The organism is Cupriavidus pampae, from assembly GCF_914271485.1.
Lineage (GTDB): Bacteria > Pseudomonadota > Gammaproteobacteria > Burkholderiales > Burkholderiaceae > Cupriavidus > Cupriavidus pampae.
Map to the genome: position 1 here is coordinate 75,497 of NZ_CAJZAG010000018.1, position 19,794 is coordinate 95,290.

The window sequence follows — 19,794 nt, forward strand, 5'->3', positions numbered from 1 at the left end:
TACCGGTCATGGTTTTTGTACGCGCGGTTTGAGCAGCGGGATCAGCATCGTGATAATCACGGCCGCGAGGACGAGGAACAGCAATCGGTTGCTCAAGTCGGCTGAGGCGAGGTCGGGGTCGCAGCGCAGCAGCAGCCCGCCGATCACCAACGGCACGAGACCGGCCACGAGCAGATACAGCTGATACGGGCGGCCAAGGGCGCGCACCCGGCACGAGACCACATATAGCGCGAGCGAGATCGTCGCGATGGCGAGTAGCAACCAGAACGCCGCGCGCAAGACCCATCGGCCATCGCAAACCACGTTGCAGAGCGCGCCCTCTCGGGTCTCTCCCGCAAGCATGGTGCTGCGGACCGCGGATTCGACGAGCTGGCTCGTCGCCGCATCGGCGGCCGGTTGCGGCCACAGGGCGACGCCGCCGAAGTTGTCGTTGAAGTACGCCATGTCGTCGCGCATCTGGCGGGCGTCGGCACTGCCGATCGATACCAGCGGCAAGACGCGTCGCACGACAATCGCGCGATTGGTGCCGGCAAGGTCGGCGGTGTTCTCGACGGCATCGCGCAGCACCTTCTTGCTCTGCGTCGTGGGTTCGGGTAACGCCACCACGTAGCGCAGCGTCACGTTGGTGCGGCTGCGATACCCTTCGGCGCCCACCACGATGCGGCCATCCTGATACGGTGGGTCCTCGGCTTGCACGAGGTAGTCGAACAGACGGTTGAAGGTCCACACCGCGCTGCCGGGGTCGGAGTTGGCTGCGGCAGGTGCGGCAGGCGCGGAGGCCGGTGCTCCGCCCTTGCGCTGGGTGGCCGCGGCTGCGGATACGGGCAGCAGCCGCACACGTTCGTCGGGCTTGCGCAGCGTCGGCACGAGGTCGCTGGCCGGGAACATCAGGTTCAGCGTGTAATGCCGCTTGCTGCGACGCATCTCGGCGATCAGCGTCTGGATCAGACGGTGGCGAAAGTCGTCGAACGCGGCATAGCGTGGATCGCCGGGTCGTGGCGCTTGGTCGAGGAACAACGTAATGCCATCGCCAACGTGGCTGTCGCTTGCCACGGCGGGGAGACGGTCTTCCCATCGCGTCTCGTACTGACGCAGCGGCACGTCGATCATCCGCATGGCCTGGCGAGCGACCTGTTCGGCCACGCGGCGGCGCTGGTCTTCCGGCATGTGCAGCAGGAACTGCCAGTCCTTGCGATAGATCGTGACGTCGAGTTTGCTGCCGTAGCGATGGACGGCGCGCAGGAAGTCCAATTGGGCGGCGTCTGGCTGGAGCGGCGTGACGTTGCCGTCGTCGTCGAATGGCTGCGCGAAGCCCATGAGCCGCTCGTACAGGCTGAAATCGAGCTTGGGGCCCTGTTTGCTATCGCTCCAGTTCGGCACGAAACCGTAGACCGCGCCGCTGGTCGCGGCGATGAGGCAATTGCAACCCGTGCCAGACCATGGCGGTGGCGAGCCGATGGTGGCGTCGTGGGGTTGAATGGCCTGATCGACCAGCCAGGCGCGGACGCGGGGCGGCATCAGCGTGGCGGGCAGGTCTTGCCATTTGACAGGCGCTTCCGACAGTTGGGGTGGGGATTTCGGAGGCGGCCCTTGCCATGCGGTGGCGCAGCGCTGCTGCCATTGGTCCGCGGTGGGTGCGTTCTGGCTCGTTTCCAGCGCCACTCGGCTGGTCAGCGCGGCGGCGTAGGCGCAGACGCGGGTGTCGAGGGCGGCGGTGAACAATGCGCGCGTTGGGTAGTCGACGTTGAGCAATGGCTTGATCAACGTGACCAGTTGCGCGGCGCCGGCGTCGCTGAGCTCGTCGAGGCCGTCCCCATCGGTGGCGGAGGCCTGTGTGGAATCAGCGGAGGACACCGCCGTAGCGCCGGTGCCGGAAGTGGCGACGGCCACGGCTGTCGCACCCGCTACGGGCGCAGGTGCGGCGGCGGTGGTCTCGCCTCCCACCTCGGCTGCGGGCTCAGACGCGGCTTCGGGCGGTGGCGGCGGCACGATTTTCTCGAGCAGGGCGTCGGTGATGCGCCACGTGTCAATCTGCGTGCGGCTGCGCAGCGGCGTCTGCGTGGCCGCGATGGGCACGTTCTGGATGACCGGCACGATAGTGGGCGCGAGCTTGGGTGCCGAACGCGACGATCGCGGGCCAGTCACGTTGATCGCGAACTGCTGCCGCACGCCCTGCCCCCAGCGATCGCGCAGCTCTACCGTGAACGTCCGCCGCCCCGGCTGCGCCGCGATGCCGCGCACATTGCCGTTGGCGTCAAGCGTCAGGCCGTCGGGAAGACCGGTGCCGACTTCGCTGAACACGTACGGCGGCTCACCGCCGGTACCTAGGAAGCGATAGGTGTACGCGACGTCGACGCGGGCTGCCGGCAGGTTGGTGATGGCGGTCTTCTCGAACGCCAGGGGGTCGGGGTCGGGCAGGCAGAAGTTGGTGACGTGGTCCGGTGATACCGGGCAAGCGCCGCTCGCGGTCGCTGGCGCTGGCATCGGCGTCGTGCCCGCTGATGCGGCCGAGGGCACGGTCACGGACGGAGGCGTGGCGGTTGTCGCATTGCCTGCCGACACACCCGCTGGAGCAGGGCCCGCCTGCGCGGCCGAGGCTGCGGCGGTTGTCACGGTCGGTGCGGCGCCCGACGCCCCACTGGGCGTGGCCACCGGTGCGGCGCCCGTGGCTGGCCATAGCAGCCCTAGCCCCGTCAGCATTATCGCCGCCGCCATGCCACGCTGTGCGCGCCTCATGCGGTTCTCCCTTCCTTGCGCAGCTCGCGCGCCATGCCATGTCGGAGATGATCCGCAGTGAAATGCGGCAACCCTTCGCGGCTGGCTTGCAGCGCGGCAAAGCGCAACACATTCACCATGGCACCGCCGGACAATTCGTGCTGCGCGGCCAGTGCGGGCAGGTCTACGTCGGGGCCTGCGCGTTCCGGCTGGCGAATCAGGCTGCGCCAGAGCCGCAGACGTTCGGTCGCATCGGGTATCGGGAAATAGATCATCGATTGAAAGCGGCGCGAGAACGCCTCATCGATATTGCTGCGCAGATTGCTGGCCAGGATCACCGTCCCCGGGAAATCCTCCACGCGCTGCAGCAGGTAAGCCACCTCCTGGTTGGCGTGACGATCGTTGCTGCTCTGCGTGGCCGAGCGCTTGCCGAACAGCGCATCCGCTTCATCGAAGAACAGAATCCACTGGCGGCTCTGCGCCTGGTCGAACACGCGCGCGAGGTTCTTCTCGGTCTCGCCGATGTACTTCGATACGATCATCGAGAGGTCGATCCGGTAGACATCCACCCCTGCGCTCTGCCCAAGCAGTGTGGCGGTGAGGGTCTTGCCCGTGCCCGGCGGGCCATAAAAGAGGCAGCGATAGCCGGGCTTGACCGACTTTCCGAGCCCCCATGCGTCCATCAGCGCGGGCCCTTCGCGCAGCCATGTCTGCACGACTGCGATCTGCTCCATCACGTCGGGGGCGAGGATCAGGTCGTCCCATCCGAGCGCGGTGGTGATGCGGCGCGCAGGGAATTGTGCGTTGTAGTCGGGCTTGTGCGAAACACCCGTCTGCGCCCACTGGAGTATCTCGGCGCCCGGCAGCAGCGCGCCGCTCAATTGCGGTTCGGCGCCGACGTCGTCGTGCAGGCGGACAATGCCGGCGCGCGTCATGGGATGCTCGGGATCGAACAGGGCCGCCGTGGCAATTCTCGCGGCAATGTCGTCGCCGGCAATCAGGAATGCCGCCGTTTCGCCTGTCGGCAGGAAGCCGGAATGGTGCTGGGCACGGTAACCGCCGAATTCGGTGAAACCACGGTCGAGGTTGCGGTTCTTGACGAAGAACAGGTCGAGCGCGCCGGGGCGCAGATGGGGGGCCAGAGCGAGGGCCAGTACAAGACGTTCCCTCGCGTCGAGATTGTGGCGCTGAACGATATCGCGCAATGCGCTGCCTGGCGGCAGCACGGGGGCGTCCGGCGCCGATGGCATGACATCCGCTGCGTCGGCGGGTGCGGCGCTGCCGCTGTTGCCGAAATGCTGTTGGAAGCGTTGGTCGAGAACGGCTTCCAGCCAGTCCAATTCCCGGCGGAGGGCTTCCGCGTGCAGTGCGATGGGAGATTCAACGCCAGTCGACATGCAGCACCTCTTTCATCCATGGGAGCTTGATCGTCGAGAACGACCATGGGAGCCGGTCCAGCAGCATGTCGAACTGGCCGGGGCGTACCACGAGGCGCCAGCGCGTGCCGGCCTCTCCGGTTTCGTGCGTGAGACGGCCTTCGCGTTGCAGGAAGGTTTGGCGCAAGCCTTGCGCGCTGGTATTGCCGATGGCTTTCCAATTCGCGATCACTGCGCCCAGCAGGCTGTCGAGCAACTGGTGCGTGTCGTCGTCGAGGGTCGGATCGCCCGAGAGCGGCGTGCGCAGCGGCATGCCGCAGAGCAGTTTGGCGAGCAGGCATTCGGGTTCGCTGACGTCCTGGCCGTGGGTGAGCCACGTCAGGCAGCGGACGGCGCGGGAGATGGCTTCCGGGTCGCGGAATTCGCCGGTTTCCAGCAGGGTCAGGCGGTCGAACAGGCGTTGGGTGTAGACAGCCAGCAGCACCATGCCGGCATCGCCGACGTAGAACGTTTCGCCGTTGTCGAGGTGGTCGAGGTTGGAGGGATCGGGCAATTCGATGTCGTTGACGGTTGCGGTGTCCGGTGCGGGCCGGGTGTGGCTCGCGCGGTGGATGTCAGGCTTGGTGGCCATGGCGCGCTCGACTGGGGTCGGTTGGCGATCGAGTCTACGCAGGATGGATTGCAGCCAGTTGGCTGGGCGTTGTCGGGAGGTGTTGGATGGTGCTGGCGATTCTAAGCCGGCGGCCGCGGGCAGCGATGGTGCAATCGGGTCCACGGATTGGTGGCTTGCGTTTCTGCCTGGGCGGTGGCTGTCGGTTAGACCGCCGCTCTTGCGCGCGATGACGCGGGTGGCGGTGGCAAGCCAGCGGTTCAGCATCGGGCCCTGATGGCCTTGATCGGCGCCTATGCGCAGGATTTGTTCGCGGACCAGGCTTGCGGTTGTTGGGGGCTTGCTGGCAGTGATGATGCGTTCGATGAAGAATCGCCAGTGCGCGGCTTCACGTGCCGACGGCGACTGCATCGGGGTGAGGGCTGCGCGGGTGGCGTATAGCGCGGTACTGGTGCGGCGTAGCGCGGTGACTTGGCGCGGGAACAGGGTCGCGAGCAGTGCCCAGCGCTGCGATGGACGCGTGGCGGCGAGCCAGTCGGCGCATAGGGATGGCGCTGCTAGCCAGTGGGCGATATGCCGCCGGGTGAGCCAGTCGCGTGTGGGGGCTGCGCGCGATGGCAACGCGAGAATATGAACCAACCGCTCGGCGCGCGATTCCACGCGGTGGAGCGCGTGCCAACGTGATGGGATTGCTGTGGGTGTCGGGCGGCGCTTGTGGATGTTCGTCGCGTCGGCAAGGTGCCGATTGGGGGCTGCTGGCGCGGCATTGCGGGTTGGGTCGCCTGCAGCTTGACTGACCGTATCGCGCATAGGGTGGGCTGGCGCGGGCTTCGAAGCCGCGCGCCGGCGTGGGTGTAAGCGTAGGCGCTGAATCAAGGCGTTGCCGACGCCGACGCGGCTCGTTGCTGTGCCCATCCCTGCGCCATTGTCTGCACCATTGCTCTCGCGCTTGGCATGACCCGTACCTTCGCCGATGCCCGTGCTCGCCGCACTGTCGGCGCGTTCCCTGATACTCGCGCCCGCAGCATCGCCCGCGCGCTTGGCATGGCCCGTACCTTCGCCGATGCCCGTGCTCGCCGCGCTGTCGGCGCGTGCCCTGATGCTCCCGCCCGCAGCGTCGCCCGCGCGCTTGACATGGCCCGCACCTTCGCCGATGCCCGTGCTCGCTGCATTGTCCGCGCGTGTGCTGATGCCCGCATCCGGCGCAACGCCCGCGCCTGCACCGATGGCCACGCTTGCAGCCCTGCCTGCGTCGGCGCCGATGTCGGCGCTCGGGTTGCCGCCGACGTCGGCACTCGCGCCAGGGGCGATGCCTCTGCCCTCATTCGACGCTGTCTCCATGCCCGCGCCGTTTGCTGCGTCCATGCTCGCGCTTGCGCCTGGGCTTACGCCTGCGGCCGTTGTGCTCAGCGCCGGCGCTATTCTTTCCAGTGAGGCGCGCCGTGGCGCGACCATGCGTTGCGTGCACAAAGCGCGCGTCGGCACCCCGCCCTGCTGCCAGTGCAGCAGCGCCTGTTGCCACAACCGATGCCATCCTTGCTGGCTTTGCGGGGGGCGCTCTCCTGACGCGAGCTGATGCAAGCTGAAGTCTGCAAGCCATGCCTGCAGCGCGGACACGCTGCCGCCTCGGGTCTTCGGTGCACCGCCTGCGCCGCGCGACAGCGCCGCGAGTGAGAACTGGCGCAGTGACTCCACCCAATGCGCGTCGTGGCGAACTGCGGGGGCTCCGGAGCGTGGTGGCGTGATGGCTTGCAGTACGTGCGTGGTCACCGTGCCGCCGTGATCTGTCAGCCAGTGGCCCGCTTGCCCGTGCTGGAGCACGTGGGCGCGCAGATGCGTGCGCAGCGCACCGGGCGCGCGCCGTTGCAGGTCCTGCAATAGCAGTTCCAGTGGAGTTGCATCGAGCGGCGCGCCGCGATCGAGCGCGGTTGTGAGGCGGCGCAGCGCGGCGTCAAGCGGGCTTCGGCCGGCCGCCACTGCATCGAGTGGGCGGGTGCCAGCGGTCTCGGTGCCAAAGGGTCTGCCGGCGGGCGCCGCTTCGGGCAGGCGTCTGTCTGCCGTCGCGGCGTCACGCGGGCCTCTGCCGGCAGGCATAACGTCAAGTGGGCGTCTGCCGGTCTCGAGCGGCACTCCGCGAGCGGGTGCGCCCTTTGGCGGCAGGCCGGTACGCGGGTGGGCTTCCGGTGCGGCCCCGGGTGTCTCGGTCGCGTCGTCCGTCTGCAGGCGCGCAGTCTCTGAGGCGCGCGCGACATCCAGCTCTGTCGGCCACACGACGGCGATCACGCCGGTTAGCAAGTGCGACGTCAGGCTCGAATCGTGGTCGTCGCCGCGGGCGCTATCGGAAGATTGTGGGCGCGCCTCGTGCTCTGGCCGGCCACGTCTGGGACGCCATGCCCGGCCGGCGCCCCGTCCTAGCTGCCGGGCCAATGCATTGCCCAACTCCCGTTGCAAGCGCTGGACATCGTCCGCGCTCAAATGCGCCCCGTGCTGGTCCCATAGCGTGCGGAATGCCGCCACGCGCCATGCCTGCTGGATCTGCTGCACCTGATACGCACTGAGGCGGCCGCCCGCCTGAGAGGGGACCAGCAACTGAGCATCGAGCGCGTCGAGGCTGTTTGCCAGACTGCGGTGGCGTACGCCGATCAGCGCCTGCAAGCCCTGATATGGCGTGATCTGGCTCAACCTTGCGAGCACGTAGCTTGCGGGACGCAGATCGCGCAGCAGCGACCACAGGCGCGGGCCGGTGCGGCGCGCAAGTGTGGCGAGCCATGACGAGAGTTTGCGTCCGGCGATGGTGCTGCGTGACCATGGCAGGTGGCCGCGTTGCAGGTAGAACAGGAAATGCTCCAGGCTCTGATAGTCGGAGGGCCTGCGGTTGTCGCGAGAGGTGTCTCGACCTGACTCTAGAGGCGGCTCATGAGCCGGCGCGCTTGAGAAGCGCCGGGCCGATTCCGGCGACGTGTCCTTAACCCAATGCCGAGGCGTGTCGCGAGCCGAATCCCGCGGGTGGCTTCGGGCGCCTTCCTCGGCCCTGCGCTCGGGCGCGGCGTGGCCCTCGTTCCGTGGCTCGCGTGCGAGTTGTCGCGTGTCGCCCCAGTGCGGGTGTCGGGCGCGCAGCAGTGCGTCCACCAGTTGGCCTTCGAGGATGTCGGCCCATTGCAGGAAGCTGTCGTCGGGCCGCAGTGGCCCGGTGTCCAGTTCGAGGCGGTCGAGTCGCCAGACCTCGCCCGGGACCGACATCTGCGAGAACACGCGCGAGACGGTGACGAGCCCTGGGCCGTTCAGGAATGCGCTAAGCCGCGCCTGGTGGGCATAGGCGGCGTCGCGGTCATCGCGGATCACGGACTCCCATGTCAGCGTTTCGATGGCATGCGCGTCGCCGCGCCTTGCTGCGTGTCGCGTGTTGCTCATCGCGCCGCTCCCGGTGACGCCAATGCCTGCAAACGGCGCCGCAGTGCCGCCGCGCAGGTATCGACGCGCGCCGCGACGGCTGCATTGCCGTCCACGCTTGCCGCGTTCTCGTTCCCTGCCTCGCGGGCCAGTGCCACCCGCGCGTCGAGCCACGCTTCGAACTCCTGCTCGAAGGCAGTCAGTGCCGCGTGATCGAGCCAATGAACATTGGGTTGGATATGCGCGGGGCAGGCCTGTGCGATGATCCCCGTGGCGAGGTCGCGGAAGCTTTGGTCAGCGCCGCGCGCGGTCCATCCTGGCAGGAACAGGCTCACGCGGTTTGCATAGAACGTCTCGGATATGTCCCCGTCGGCATTGCCGAGCGGCCGTAGCAATACGTGCTCCACGAGGTGCAGCCCCTCGGCTTCGCGCTGCACGCGGCATGCGAGTTCGTGGAGGTACAACGCGGGCGCTACCACGCCGGTTTGCCCTGCTCGGACGGCCAGTCGCCACCACTGGCCGTTTTCGTCCGGCCCCAGCCAAAGCTCCGACCCTGTCGTTGCCTCGGCGCGATGATAGCGCCCGGCATGCGCCGCGCATCGCAGCAATGCTGCCGGCATCGCGCGCGAATCGAGGTCTGAGAAGTGGAATGACAACCGCTCATGCACGGCTCGCAGCGCGACGTCCTCATCGAAATGCGCGACGATGCGTGACCGTAATGGCGGCCACATCATCAATGGTTCCGCGTGTTTAGGCGCTGCGTGAGCAGGACCCTGACGCGCTTCCTGGGGGAGCCCCTGTTCCGCGCTACGATGCGCACGCTCGTCGATCGCCATGCCATGCATGGCCAGCGTGCCTGTCAATCGACGGCTATGTGCCTGAGAGAACCCTAGCAACAACCCGATTCTCTCCTGCAACGGCGCAGTATTGCCCCGCCGGCCCAGCGACGGCCGGCTATAGTCGAACGCGCCCGCACGATCGCGTGTGTGTCGGACGATTCGTCGTAGAAACTGTCGCTTGCACGCGTAAAGATGCTGCTGCCACACAGCCTGGTCGTAATACACGCCGAATCGCTGGATCGCATGCTGGTCGCAGCTTTCCCCATGAAGCGACAGCAACAGATCGAGCACGCGCCCGCGTCGATCGATCGCGTCATCGTCCGCCGCCAGCAACGCACGCGTGGCATCGGCCGTGCGCGCATTGACGCCAGCCAGCCCCGGAATATCGCTGCCATCGAGCGGCGCCCACCAATAACTCTCTCGCGGTTCCGCCTTGATGCTGTACATCTGCCGCACTTGCTGCATCTGCGCATTGCCATGCGCCTGCCATTGCTCGATTAGCGCCAGATACGCGCCAAACTGCGCCTGCCGCTCGGCATCCGCGCGCGGGGCGAGGTGATATTCGCGATAGAGCGGCGGCAGATGATGCCAGATCGACAGATACGGGGCATCCGGCAAATACCGGCCACTCGGACGCGCGAACAACCTGCCGGTAAACGGCGCGGTCCGCGGCGAACTACTGGCCACGCGCTGGGCCTGGCGTGCATCGGCGAACTTCGCCAGCAACGCGCGCGTATCGAGATGAACCCGGCTGCCACGCTGCGATACTTGCCAGTTGTCGAGCATCGCCGGCACATCGGGCCAACGCAGCTGGAGCGCCCAGTCTTCGCCATGCCACGGCAAACTGGTGCCGGCAGGATCGTCCTCGGCGTCCGATACTTCCGAAACGTCCGATGCTTCCGCCACACTCGAACCGCCAGCCATCGTAGCCAAGGGCACCAGCCTCAGCGCGCTGATCGCGGTCACCCCATCGATTTCCCGCAACGCCCGCGCCAGATCGCTGAAATGCAGCCGATTCGCGGAATCGTCGCGCAGGGCCTCGTCCGCGATCCAGCCGCACCGCAGCACCGGCCCATCGAACAACTCGGCCGTCCCCGCCGGCTGGCCTAGCGCATCGCGTTGCCCGAGACGCGCCTGCAACGGCTGCCGTGGCGGCGCCGCACTGACGATATCGGCGCATCGGCGCACGAGTTCGACCAGCACGTCGCCCGGATCGCGCGGCCCCTCCACGCTCAGGCTGATCTCGAGCGCGCACCAGCGCTGCTTCAGCACCTTTGGCGTGTCGCGCAGATCCTCGCACAGGTTGCGCGCGGCATGATAGGCACGCGTGAGGTGCCGCGCAGCCGCTGCGCCATCCTCGTCACTGACGCGCAATGCCATTTGCCAGAGCCCATCCGCGTCCATTTGCAGCCGCAACTGCCGCACGGCCGGCACGCGGTCGAGCAGGTAGCGCAGCAGATCAAGCTCGGTAGTCGGCCGGCACGGCAGCGCATCCTCCGCGCCATGCAGCGCATGCTGCCGGTAATGAATGCGCCCATCGGCAGCCGTCAGCAGATCGGCGATATCGGCCTGCGCGCCAAATACCCCTTCGGTCAGCGCGTAACACAGCGACTCCAGCAGCGTGACCCCGGGATCGTGCAGGTTGTAGTCGGTCCACAACTGACCGCTTGCCGCCTGCGTCAGCGCGATGCCACGCGCGCGCAGGTCCCCATAACTGAATGACGCATCGCCGTGCAGCCGCGCGATGGCTGCGATGTCATGCTGCATCGGCGTCGACGGCGCAGGCACGGCGGCCGCATCGGAAGCCGGCGTGCCGGAGACGCGCAGCGGCGCATCACGCTTGAGGATCGCACTCATGACTGGCCCCCGCTCATATGCGCATCCGACCAAAGCTGAGTCAGTTGCGCCTGCAGCACGGCATCCGGGCCGAAGTCGCAGCCGGTGCGGATCTGTAGCCGGTACCGCGCATTGCGGCCGCTGGTCCCGAACCAGCGCAGCTCAAGCCGATCGCAGCCGCGGCTGTAATACCCGTGGGTACAGCGGATGCCGCGCTTGCGATTGAGAAAGTTGAACAGCCCCAGCGTCGGGTTGTAGGTGTTGACGGCAATCGCATGCACCAGGCCGAATCTTCCCTTGCCGCGCAGGCCCGCGCCGGCCACCACCTCGAACGCCTGACAGCCTTCGAGATCGTCGGTCAGGTCCTGCCACGTGCCATCGGCGCGCAGCACGACCGGATGCTCGCGCGTATACGCGCCTTCACGCCCGCTGCTGCGTACGGTGCCGGCCACGTCGAGCCGGGTCTGCGGCCGCTCCGTGCCGATGCCCACACGCTGGTCTTGATCGAGGCACAGCAGCGCGGGCGCCTGCCCGCCGCCATTGCCGTTGCCATTGCCGTTCGGCGCGGTGTCCGCATCCTCGGGCACGTCGCGCCCATGCACGAGCAGCGCGTCGCGCGCACCGCCGAGTTCGATGCGCCACGCGGGCCGTTCCGGGTCCTGATCGCGGAAGAAACTGAGGAGCGCGTCGTGACCGAGCGGCGAGTAAACCTCGAAGCCGTGCTCGACAGTCTTGCGGAAGCCCTCGTCGCTCATATTGAGCATCGAGTCGATCAGATCGGCAAAATGATCCTCGTCGGGCAGCGCGCCTTCACGGAAGTAGCGCTTGAGCGATTCGCGATTGCGGCTCGTCATGGCGCCGACCCCTCTCCGTCAGCCCCTGCCGCGCGGCCCGAAGCTGTCGCCTGAGCTGAACGCCCTACGATGAAGGTGCCACCGACCGCCAGCCGCCGAATGCCCGTCGGCTGTGGCACCAGCGGCCCGAGCTGGTCGCGCAGCTCGATTAAATGCGTGCGCGTAGGCAGCAACAGGCTCCACGGCTGCGCGGGCCGCAGCGTGCGAGCCTCGCCGTGGATCACGTGCGTGGCCGTGTCATGCAGCGCGTTGAACTGCCGATCGTTCCGCACGATATGCAGCATAGACACGCGTCCAACCTCCTCCACGCCGGGCTGCGCGCGCAGTAACGCCTCCATATCTTCGGCCCGCACACTCCAGTCGAACTCGGCACCTAGCCCATTGGCATGCCACGGCGACAGATGCTCGATGATGGCTTGATTCAACTGCCGCAGCGCGGCGCCGGGATGCCGATCGCGCGCAAGCCGCACGCTGCAGCGCACCTGGGCACGCTCGTAAGCGGCATTGCGCACGCAGATCGTGGCACCGGGCGGCGCGCAGGCGCGCAGATGACGCTCCATCGCATCGAGCGTGGCGGCATCGAGCCGCGACGCTTCCGTACTGCTGAACAGATCGCCTGGATGCGGATAGGGCACGACCACGACGAGCACATGTCCCGGCCGGTTGGCCAGATGCCGATGGCGCGGCCCCGCTGCGGTATCGCGTGCATCGAGCGAGGCCGGCTCATGGTGCGGAAAACATTTCGCCTTCCAGACCACTGGAAATGCATCGAGCAACAGCCGCTCGTAATCCCACCGCGTCACCGCGCGCGCCTTGTGCCGCAACCGCTCGGCCGCACGCATGCGCAGCGCTTCCGGCGGATCCGCGGCACGCCAGCCGTCGGAGGCGCCCACCTGCAGCACGGTACCGAGTCCGGCAAGACTGCGCGCCGCCCGATCGATGCTGCCGGGCGGCAATTCCACCTGTTCCAATACCCCGTCGGCGCCATCGGGCGCCACGCGCGTGGCGCGCACCGCATGACAATGCACGCCGTATAGCCCGGCCATGCGCAGAAATCCCCAATCCGCGCTGAGGCGCAGCCAGTACTGCGGAGTCGCGCCCGGCATGCATAGCGGCGCCATGCCGCCCGGCAGGTTCAACCGTACGATGCCGGAGCGCAGCATGCCCTGCGTGCCATCGCTGACCACCGCATGAGCAGGCAACGGCTGCCAGCCCCCTTCGTGCCACGTCGCCCAGTCGAAGACTGGCGTCTCGTCGGACCAGCGCCCGCTTGCGACTTCCTTGCGCAAATGGAAGAACAGGTTTAGCCCGCCCTGCGGATCGCTGCCGTCCAGGCCGATGTAGAGATTGCCGTCGCTGGGATAGCGCGGCAGCAGACTCGGCGCCTTGTCCCTCGCCTGCGTGCCCGATCGCAGGATCGGCGAGATGCCAAACGGCAGCACGTGGTACGCGCCCTGCAGCAACCCGGGCGCCACCTCCGACGACGCGCTCGTCAGCGCAATCTCCTGACTCGACTGATAGCCAAGCGAGATCGACTCCAGCACCGGCGTATAGGGTCCACGCGGCACCGGGCCGCCGTGCTTGCGGCGCGCATTCTGCGTGAGCGCGTCCGCGAGCAACGTGGGATAGAGCGCATGGCCGAACGCACCCGGCGGCTCGGCGAGCTCGAGTCGGAAGAAGCCGCTGCGCGTACCGAGGCCGTAGGCAAACGGCTCTGCGGCCGGACGCGGCGCGGCCGCGCGATGCAGGCGACGTAATGTCGCCGCGGGAAACACGAGCCGATGGGCCGATGCCAGTCGCTCGCGCCCATTTATCGTCGTGAACAGCGGCATCGACGCCTCGTCGCCATGGCGCCAGTTGCCATCGGCCAGCACGCGTGCCGCGCAACGGAAACCGCTCGCCGGCCAGTCACCGGGATAGCGCTCGTAGTGTTCGGGAAAGCCGCCCGTCAACAACGGCAGCCCGCTCCATGTGAGGTCTAGATGCAGCGCCTGCAACGGCTTGCACGCGAGCTCGGGGCTGCTGAATGCCAGATAGCTACCGACGGCAGGCGTTGGGCCGAATGGCAAAAACGGCTTCGACGGATCGAGCCGGCCCAGCTGGTTGTACAGCACTACGCTGCGCAGCGCATGCACGCTGACGCTCAGGCGAATATCCTGCAGCGTGTATTGCTGCAGCATGCCGTACGCATACATGCGGCTGTGCGTGCGCAGCACGAACTGGATCGCGGCTTGCTCGGGCCACTGTTCCCCATGGATCGCGGGCTGGCACGGCACGATCGGCGGCGTGTCGGGGCCGAGTTGCAGCACGAGTTCGACGGCCCCGCCCATCGGCATGCCGCCGTTCTGCGCCACATCGTCCGCGCGTGGACGCCGGCGCGTGAATACCCCGTGGAACGTGAGCCAGCCCGTAGGCACGCTCAGCTCGGCCTGCCAGATGCCGGCGAAGACCCGTTCGAAGATCAGCGTTCGGTCGGGAAGCTCCGTGACCTCCGCCGTATGACCACCGTGACGTGGCGGGTGGATCAGGATCAGCGGATCGTCGATCTCGACACGGCGATCCTTGCGCTCGGGAGCGAGTTTGGCGGCATGGGCGCGCAGCGCCATGAGGTCGACGGTACGCAGGTCTTCATCGCCGGCCACGAGCCACGCAGCGAACAGCCGACCCAGCCGTTCGGCGAATCGATCGGCATCGTCACAGGCGAGGCACACCGCGAGTAGGAAGCTCAGATGCGCGTCGCCGTGCTCGAAGCAATTGCTTCGGGCCCACGCATCGCGCGCCAGCGCGGCCGCATCGAGCGTCTTGAGCGGCGCGGGCGGACGCGGACGTCCCGGGAAATGCTGCGCTTCGAATTCGGCATAGGCTTGATAGACGGCGGTCAGCCAATCTGCATCGCGCTTGTCGCGTGGCACGCGCAAAGCGCGTAGCAACGCTGCGTTGTCGGCGGCCGGATGCGACAGTTGCAGCCGCACGCGCAGTTCGCGTTGCCCCTCTTGCAACCGCAGCAGTGGCGACGCAAGCGCAAAGCCGAGACGCGCGTCCTGTGCTTGCGAAGCGGTATTGCGCACCGCGCCGCCCAGCAGTGGCCACCACCGGGCGCGCTCGCCATAGGCATTGGCCGGGGCTAGCAACGGCAGGTACTCCATCTTGATGCGCGTCGGATAATCGAACTCGCGCTGCGGCGAGATCGTCGAATCGCGCTCCATCCGCAGGCTGCACAGCGTGGCCACGCGCGTGTCGGTGATCGACATGGCTGCGTCCGCCGCGAACTCGAGCGCCCTGCCCTGGCTATCCTTGCCGCCAGCGAAGCGCATGCCGGCGGGGATCTCGACCGTGCCCGCATAGCGCGCCGCACGCGCCAGCAGCAGATGCACCGACTCGGGCACGGCCGGCCGCGGTGTCAGGCGCAGCACGTCGCCGTAATAGAAGTCGATCAGCCGGTCCGGAAAGCGGTTGAGTGGCGCGCGCGTGTACTGGAACAGCTGCAATGCCGTGAGCAGCAGCCCCATCGACGGTTCGTGCCGGCCAGTGGCGAGACTCTGCTCGAATTGCGCGCGCGCGAGCGGCCGCAGCTTGGCGATGGAGAGCTGTAAGGCAAGCCAGCTGCGGCGCAGCCACTGCCGACGTCCGGTGCGATCGTCGGCTGGCAGCACGGCGGCCAGCGGCGTGCCCGCTTCGGCTGCATGATCGACCCATGCCGGATGCAGCCTGCCGCCGCCATGGCCGAACATGGCGATGCCGCTGCCGAGCATCTCACCGAGGCCTTGCTCGAGTTGCGCCAGTAAGGCTTCGCCGAGCGCGTCATCGATCCGCTCGGTCTCGGTGGTGTCGGTGCCGCCGGTATGGCGCAGAGCCGAGCCGATCCGCGCCACGCTCATCTGCTGCCCGCCAAGCCGCCAGCACCAACCGTCATAGCTGCGCACCACCCCCCACAGACGGGCCCACAAGGCGGCCTCGCTTTCCCGTTCGAGCGCTGCGACGAAGCCGGCCTCGAGCCGTTCGAGCGGAAAGCTCGCGAGCTCGGCCAGCAGCACGGTATCGTCGCGGCGCAGTGCGGCATCCCAGAAGCCACCATCGGGTCGCGCGCCAAAGCGCAGGTCACCGGCCTGCGCGAGACTCAGGCGGATGCGATCGGCCAGCCCAAACTCGTCGGGCAGCACGCCGCCGGACCGCAGCGTGTCCGCGAGCCTATCGTTCTGCCGGGTACCGTTTCCCATGCCTGTTCCGCCTCGTCAGTAGCTTTTCACGGGTTCGGTAGCCTGATCCAGGTATAGCGGATAGACGAGGTTGTGCCGCGTGTTGGTGGTGCGCACGACGTACTCGAGCTTCAGATCGACGCGGCCCGCCATCGGTTCCGCTTCGGTCTCGATGTGTTCGAGCAGGATGCGCGGCTCGAAGAACAGGATGGCGCGCCGGATCAGCTCGCGCAGTTCGGTCAGCGTGCTTTCGTTGATCGACTCGAACACCGCGCGCCGCACGCTGCAGCCGTACGTGGGCTGCATCACGCGCTCCCCGGGCCACGTGCCGAACAGGATGCGCAGACTTTCCTCGATATCCTCGACGCCCGCCACCATGCCCACTGCCTGATTGCGGGGATCGAAGCCGAGTGGGAACTGCCACCCGCGCCCGAGAAACGGACTGAGATGCCGACCGTCGTGGCTGCTCATGGTCAGCCTCCGATCAGCACGGTGGGCAGGCCCAGCACCACCACGCCGCCATGCGCGGTGGTATCGCCCACGCGCACCGCGGGACGCCCGCCGACCATGACCGTGGTGGAGCCCTGCACGATTACGTCGGGCGGCCCCACGCACACGGCGTTGTCTCCCACCACCGACTGCGGCAGCCCGCCCGTGAGCACGGTGGGCACGCCTGGCCCGATCACCGGACCGCCCACATGCGGAATCGGCGGCAGGCCGGGCGTCTGCATCGGGCAGGTATGCAAGTCGGTGATACGGGCGGCGGGTGGCATGGCGTGCGGGTTCCTGAAACGGTTCGGTGAATTCAATTGATCATCACGAGCGCGCCCTTGACCGTGGTCTGGCCCGAGGCGGATAACTCGGCAGTGGCCGCGCCCTTGCCGGTAAAGCCGACCTGGGCCTCGCACTGGACGTTGAGGCCCGAGGCCTTGAAGTCGGCCTGCGCGGTCATCTCGATCGCCATGCTCGCGGTCATCTTGATATTGCCCTTGGCGTCGAGCGTGATGTCGTACGGACTCTCGCAGGCGATGCCCGACTGCGACATCTTGATGCTGTTGTTGTGCTGGTCCTGAATCAGGATCGACTGATCGGTGTCGTCGAACACGATCTTATTCTTGCCCGGCGTGGTCACCGTGATGATCTTGTTCTCTTCGTCGAACGAGACCACATGCTTCGCGCGCGTGACGATGGCCTTGGTGTTGTTGGGCGCTTCCAGCGTATAGGGCGGCACGTGCTTGCCGCTGTAGACCGAGCCGAGCACCACCGGATGACTGGGATCGTCATTCAGGTAGCCGACGATGACCTCGTCGCCGGGCTCGGGCAAAAAGAACATGCCGAAGCCGTTCGACGCGTAGCCCTGCAACAGCCGCGCCCACACGCCCTCGGTTTCCGCCTGCATCACTGGCAGCGAGATCTGGATGCGTTGTGCGCCGGCAGGATCGCTGTCGAGCTTCTGTACGACCCCGATCTGCAGACCGCTCACCGCGGGCATCAATCCCGCCGCGGCAGGGCCTTCCACGTCCTGATGCGGCGCCTTCCAGTCCTGCGCGAAGCCGAACTCGACATCGGTGAACCAGCTCCCGCCCACGAGGGCATGCTCGACGGCGGTGACGTAAACGGCACCAGAGAAACGCTTGCCCACGCCGCTTACCTGCACCTGCACGCCCGGTTTCGCCAGCGCGGTGCCGGTGCAGCGCAGATGGCCGCGCAGGCGTCCCAGCGCCGCGCGCGTCTGCACCGCCTTGGCCCAGCCAGTCAGCGTGGTCTGCTCCTGCGTGGTCGCGGTTTGCAGTTGCCACGTCTGCAAGCCGATCACCTTTGCCAGCGTCGAGCCGTCGATATCGCCCTGCGCGTTGAGCGGAGACGGCTTGGCGGCCTCGCCCTGCACGATCGCCTGCTGGGCCGGATCCCACGCGGTGGCCCGCACCGATTCGTATTGCAGCCGCGCGTCCATTTCGGCGTCGAACTCATACAGGTCGGTCCCCCACGTCAGGCCGAAGACCGGCTTGACGCTGGCGTCGGGCGCCAGCACATTGACGGTGCCATTCTCGACGTCAACGAGCATGCCGTTGAATTCGGCGCGCGCGATCAGGTAGTCCCAGTCGGAACTGTAGAACTGCACGAGTTCGCCGAAGCTGCCGGTGGTCGAGGTAACGTTGGCTGTGAGCCCATGCGCGCCGATCAACCCGGTGAGCACGTCGCTATCGGTCTGGTCGACGTAGTTCGCGTTGCGCCGACCGATGGTCATCTTGACGGCTAGGTCACGGCACTCCACCACCAGCCGCGAATCGTTATCGCCGTCGATCTTGATGCCATGGCGTATCACCACGCCACTGAAGATCTGTGTCTCGTCGTCGCCATAGCCGGCGTTGATGGTGACGGTCGCGCCCGGCGCAAACATGTCCGCGTCGCTGTATTCGAAGTCCCCGGTCGGCATGTCGCCATCCCGGATCACAAGCTCAGCCCACGGAATGCGGTTGAAGGCTCGGCGCACGGATACCGCCATCAGTGCGAGATTGGGCAACGGCTTGCCGTTGCTCGCCACGGTGATGCGCAGCACGCCATCCTGATCGATAGACGGATACGTGGGCATGACTACTCCAGCGGAGGGAAATGCAAGGACATGCCCGGGGTCAGGGAACGGAACTGGCGCAGTCCATTAAAGCGCGCCACGGCCATGTAGTAGCGGCTGTCGCCGTAGATGCGTTCGCACAGCAACGGCAGCGTGTCGCCATCGACCACACGCACGAGGTGGCTCAGGTCGGGCGAGCTGGCGTCCGCCTCGAGCCGCGCCTGCTTGCTGCTCGTGTACGAGTCGAACGCCAATGCCGCGGTGGCGCGCAGCGGCACGCCGCTCGGCCGGAACAGCGTGTAGTCGGTGGTGAACGTGGTCAGGCGTCCGGTGAACAGCAGCTGTCCCCACAACACCTGCACGATGCCGGGCTGATGCTGCGCGCCCTTGTACTCGTAGATCACGCGGCTCAGCGCGCGCAGTTGGTCTTCCACCTCGGTCGGGATAGTCGAGCCCGGTGGGCGTGGAATCACGCCGGTGCCGTCAAAGATCGCCGAGAACGACAGCTTGCCAGGCTGCATATGGCTGAACGGGCGGCCCGATCCGGTATCGCCCATCGGCTTTTCCTTCGCGAAGCACGTGTTGCGCTCGTGATGGAGCTGCGACGGGTTGATCAGCAGCGCAACCGACTTGCCGGCGCCAGATTGGGGCGTGACCACGCCGTCATTGTCCTGGCACGCCGTGATCCTGAGCGGCGTGAGTTCGGCGGAAGGCACTGGCATTTAGCGCTCTCCGAGCCGGGCGAGCTGCGCGCGCAACTGTCGCAGCTGAGCGCGCTGCTCGCGATGGCGATTGCTCGCGGCCTCGTCCTCGCCGCAGCAGTTCTCGGGGTCCTTCGGCTCGCCGGACTGGGCCGGCGCCTGGCGACGCTGGTCGCCGGCCAGCTCCGAGCGGATGACCATCTGGCGGACTTCGATCGTCATGATTCAGAGTTCCCGGATGCAGTTGAGGTAAGCGAGTTCCATCGTCTCGATCACCATGCTGTTCTTCGTGGAGTTGAACTCGTCCACACCCCATTGAATCGGATACGCTGCGCTGAACGTCCAGCCGCGGATCTTGTCGCCCACCTCGTCGAGCAGATAGACGCTGACGTCCATCGGCGTGATCGGCTGGGCCAGACCGCCGCCCAGCGTGGACTTGCACCAGCGCATCAGCGGCGAACGCATGTCCGCGGTGCCCCGCTTGAGCACGAGCTTGCCCTGACGGATGCCCTTGGGCAGCTTGTAGACGAAGCGGTTCTCGCCGCCGGACTGGACGTCCTCGACGTCCATGGTCTGCTCGATGCCCGACACCTCCTGAAACGAGCAGTCCACGCCGGACGCGATATTATTGAAGCCCACCGAGAACGAGAACGACACCGGCATGAAGTCGGTGCCGAAGCGTGCCGATTTCTGCATGGACACGCC

The 19,794-nt window shown here is 67.1% G+C and carries 12 protein-coding genes; all 12 read right to left on the reverse strand.

The window, feature by feature from the left end; genetic code table 11:
- Positions 1-6 precede the first annotated feature (6 nt).
- From LDO41_RS32400 to LDO41_RS32455, 12 genes are read right to left on the reverse strand one after another with little or no spacing between them, the layout of a single operon-like run.
- The gene (locus LDO41_RS32400) at positions 7-2,736 is read right to left on the reverse strand and encodes an Ig domain-containing protein (protein WP_223995629.1); all 2,730 of its coding nucleotides are present in this window, start codon (positions 2,734-2,736) and stop codon (positions 7-9) included.
- The gene (locus tag LDO41_RS32405) at positions 2,733-4,112 is read right to left on the reverse strand and encodes an ATP-binding protein (RefSeq protein ID WP_223995630.1); all 1,380 of its coding nucleotides are present in this window, start codon (positions 4,110-4,112) and stop codon (positions 2,733-2,735) included. The genes LDO41_RS32400 and LDO41_RS32405 overlap by 4 nt, the downstream gene beginning before the upstream one ends.
- Positions 4,096-8,112 (reverse strand): contractile injection system tape measure protein, encoded by a 4,017-nt coding sequence (locus tag LDO41_RS32410; RefSeq protein WP_223995631.1) that lies wholly within the window; start codon positions 8,110-8,112, stop codon positions 4,096-4,098. Before LDO41_RS32410 ends, LDO41_RS32405 begins: the two co-directional genes overlap by 17 nt.
- Complete coding sequence (locus LDO41_RS32415; protein WP_223995632.1) at positions 8,109-10,787, reverse strand: hypothetical protein; 2,679 nt, start codon at positions 10,785-10,787, stop codon at positions 8,109-8,111. Before LDO41_RS32415 ends, LDO41_RS32410 begins: the two co-directional genes overlap by 4 nt.
- Positions 10,784-11,620 carry a hypothetical protein gene (locus tag LDO41_RS32420; protein WP_223995633.1) on the reverse strand — a complete coding sequence of 279 codons (837 nt, stop codon included), beginning with the start codon at positions 11,618-11,620 and terminating at the stop codon, positions 10,784-10,786. Before LDO41_RS32420 ends, LDO41_RS32415 begins: the two co-directional genes overlap by 4 nt.
- Positions 11,617-15,837, reverse strand: a complete 4,221-nt coding sequence (locus LDO41_RS32425) for a baseplate J/gp47 family protein (RefSeq protein ID WP_223995634.1) — start codon at positions 15,835-15,837, stop codon at positions 11,617-11,619. Before LDO41_RS32425 ends, LDO41_RS32420 begins: the two co-directional genes overlap by 4 nt.
- Before the next feature lie 15 nt (positions 15,838-15,852).
- Positions 15,853-16,287, reverse strand: a complete 435-nt coding sequence (locus tag LDO41_RS32430; RefSeq protein ID WP_223995635.1) for a GPW/gp25 family protein — start codon at positions 16,285-16,287, stop codon at positions 15,853-15,855.
- A 2-nt stretch (positions 16,288-16,289) separates the two neighbouring features.
- Entirely contained in the window at positions 16,290-16,589 is a 300-nt protein-coding gene (locus LDO41_RS32435) for a PAAR domain-containing protein (protein ID WP_223995636.1), read from the reverse strand.
- 32 nt (positions 16,590-16,621) lie between these two features.
- On the reverse strand, positions 16,622-18,409 hold the full coding sequence (gene vgrG / locus LDO41_RS32440) for a type VI secretion system tip protein VgrG (RefSeq protein WP_223995637.1): 1,788 nt from the start codon (positions 18,407-18,409) through the stop codon (positions 16,622-16,624).
- 2 nt (positions 18,410-18,411) lie between these two features.
- On the reverse strand, positions 18,412-19,110 hold the full coding sequence (locus LDO41_RS32445) for a CIS tube protein (RefSeq protein ID WP_223995638.1): 699 nt from the start codon (positions 19,108-19,110) through the stop codon (positions 18,412-18,414).
- Positions 19,111-19,311, reverse strand: coding sequence for a DUF5908 family protein (locus LDO41_RS32450; RefSeq protein ID WP_223995639.1), 201 nt, complete (start codon positions 19,309-19,311; stop codon positions 19,111-19,113).
- A gap of 3 nt (positions 19,312-19,314) precedes the next feature.
- A complete protein-coding gene (locus LDO41_RS32455; RefSeq protein ID WP_223995640.1) occupies positions 19,315-19,785 on the reverse strand; it encodes a phage tail protein in 471 nt (156 codons plus the stop codon).
- Between the last annotated feature and the right edge of the window lie 9 nt (positions 19,786-19,794).

Bases quoted from the DNA above. Each gene is read 5' to 3' on its own strand.
- LDO41_RS32400 (WP_223995629.1), bottom strand. From the start codon at position 2,736: ATGAGGCGCGCACAGCGTGGCATGGCGGCGGCGATAATGCTGACGGGG.
- LDO41_RS32405 (WP_223995630.1), bottom strand. From the start codon at position 4,112: ATGTCGACTGGCGTTGAATCTCCCATCGCACTGCACGCGGAAGCCCTC.
- LDO41_RS32410 (WP_223995631.1), bottom strand. From the start codon at position 8,112: ATGAGCAACACGCGACACGCAGCAAGGCGCGGCGACGCGCATGCCATC.
- LDO41_RS32415 (WP_223995632.1), bottom strand. From the start codon at position 10,787: ATGAGTGCGATCCTCAAGCGTGATGCGCCGCTGCGCGTCTCCGGCACG.
- LDO41_RS32420 (WP_223995633.1), bottom strand. From the start codon at position 11,620: ATGACGAGCCGCAATCGCGAATCGCTCAAGCGCTACTTCCGTGAAGGC.
- LDO41_RS32425 (WP_223995634.1), bottom strand. From the start codon at position 15,837: ATGGGAAACGGTACCCGGCAGAACGATAGGCTCGCGGACACGCTGCGG.
- LDO41_RS32430 (WP_223995635.1), bottom strand. From the start codon at position 16,287: ATGAGCAGCCACGACGGTCGGCATCTCAGTCCGTTTCTCGGGCGCGGG.
- LDO41_RS32435 (WP_223995636.1), bottom strand. From the start codon at position 16,589: ATGCCACCCGCCGCCCGTATCACCGACTTGCATACCTGCCCGATGCAG.
- vgrG (WP_223995637.1), bottom strand. From the start codon at position 18,409: ATGCCCACGTATCCGTCTATCGATCAGGATGGCGTGCTGCGCATCACC.
- LDO41_RS32445 (WP_223995638.1), bottom strand. From the start codon at position 19,110: ATGCCAGTGCCTTCCGCCGAACTCACGCCGCTCAGGATCACGGCGTGC.
- LDO41_RS32450 (WP_223995639.1), bottom strand. From the start codon at position 19,311: ATGACGATCGAAGTCCGCCAGATGGTCATCCGCTCGGAGCTGGCCGGC.
- LDO41_RS32455 (WP_223995640.1), bottom strand. From the start codon at position 19,785: ATGCAGAAATCGGCACGCTTCGGCACCGACTTCATGCCGGTGTCGTTC.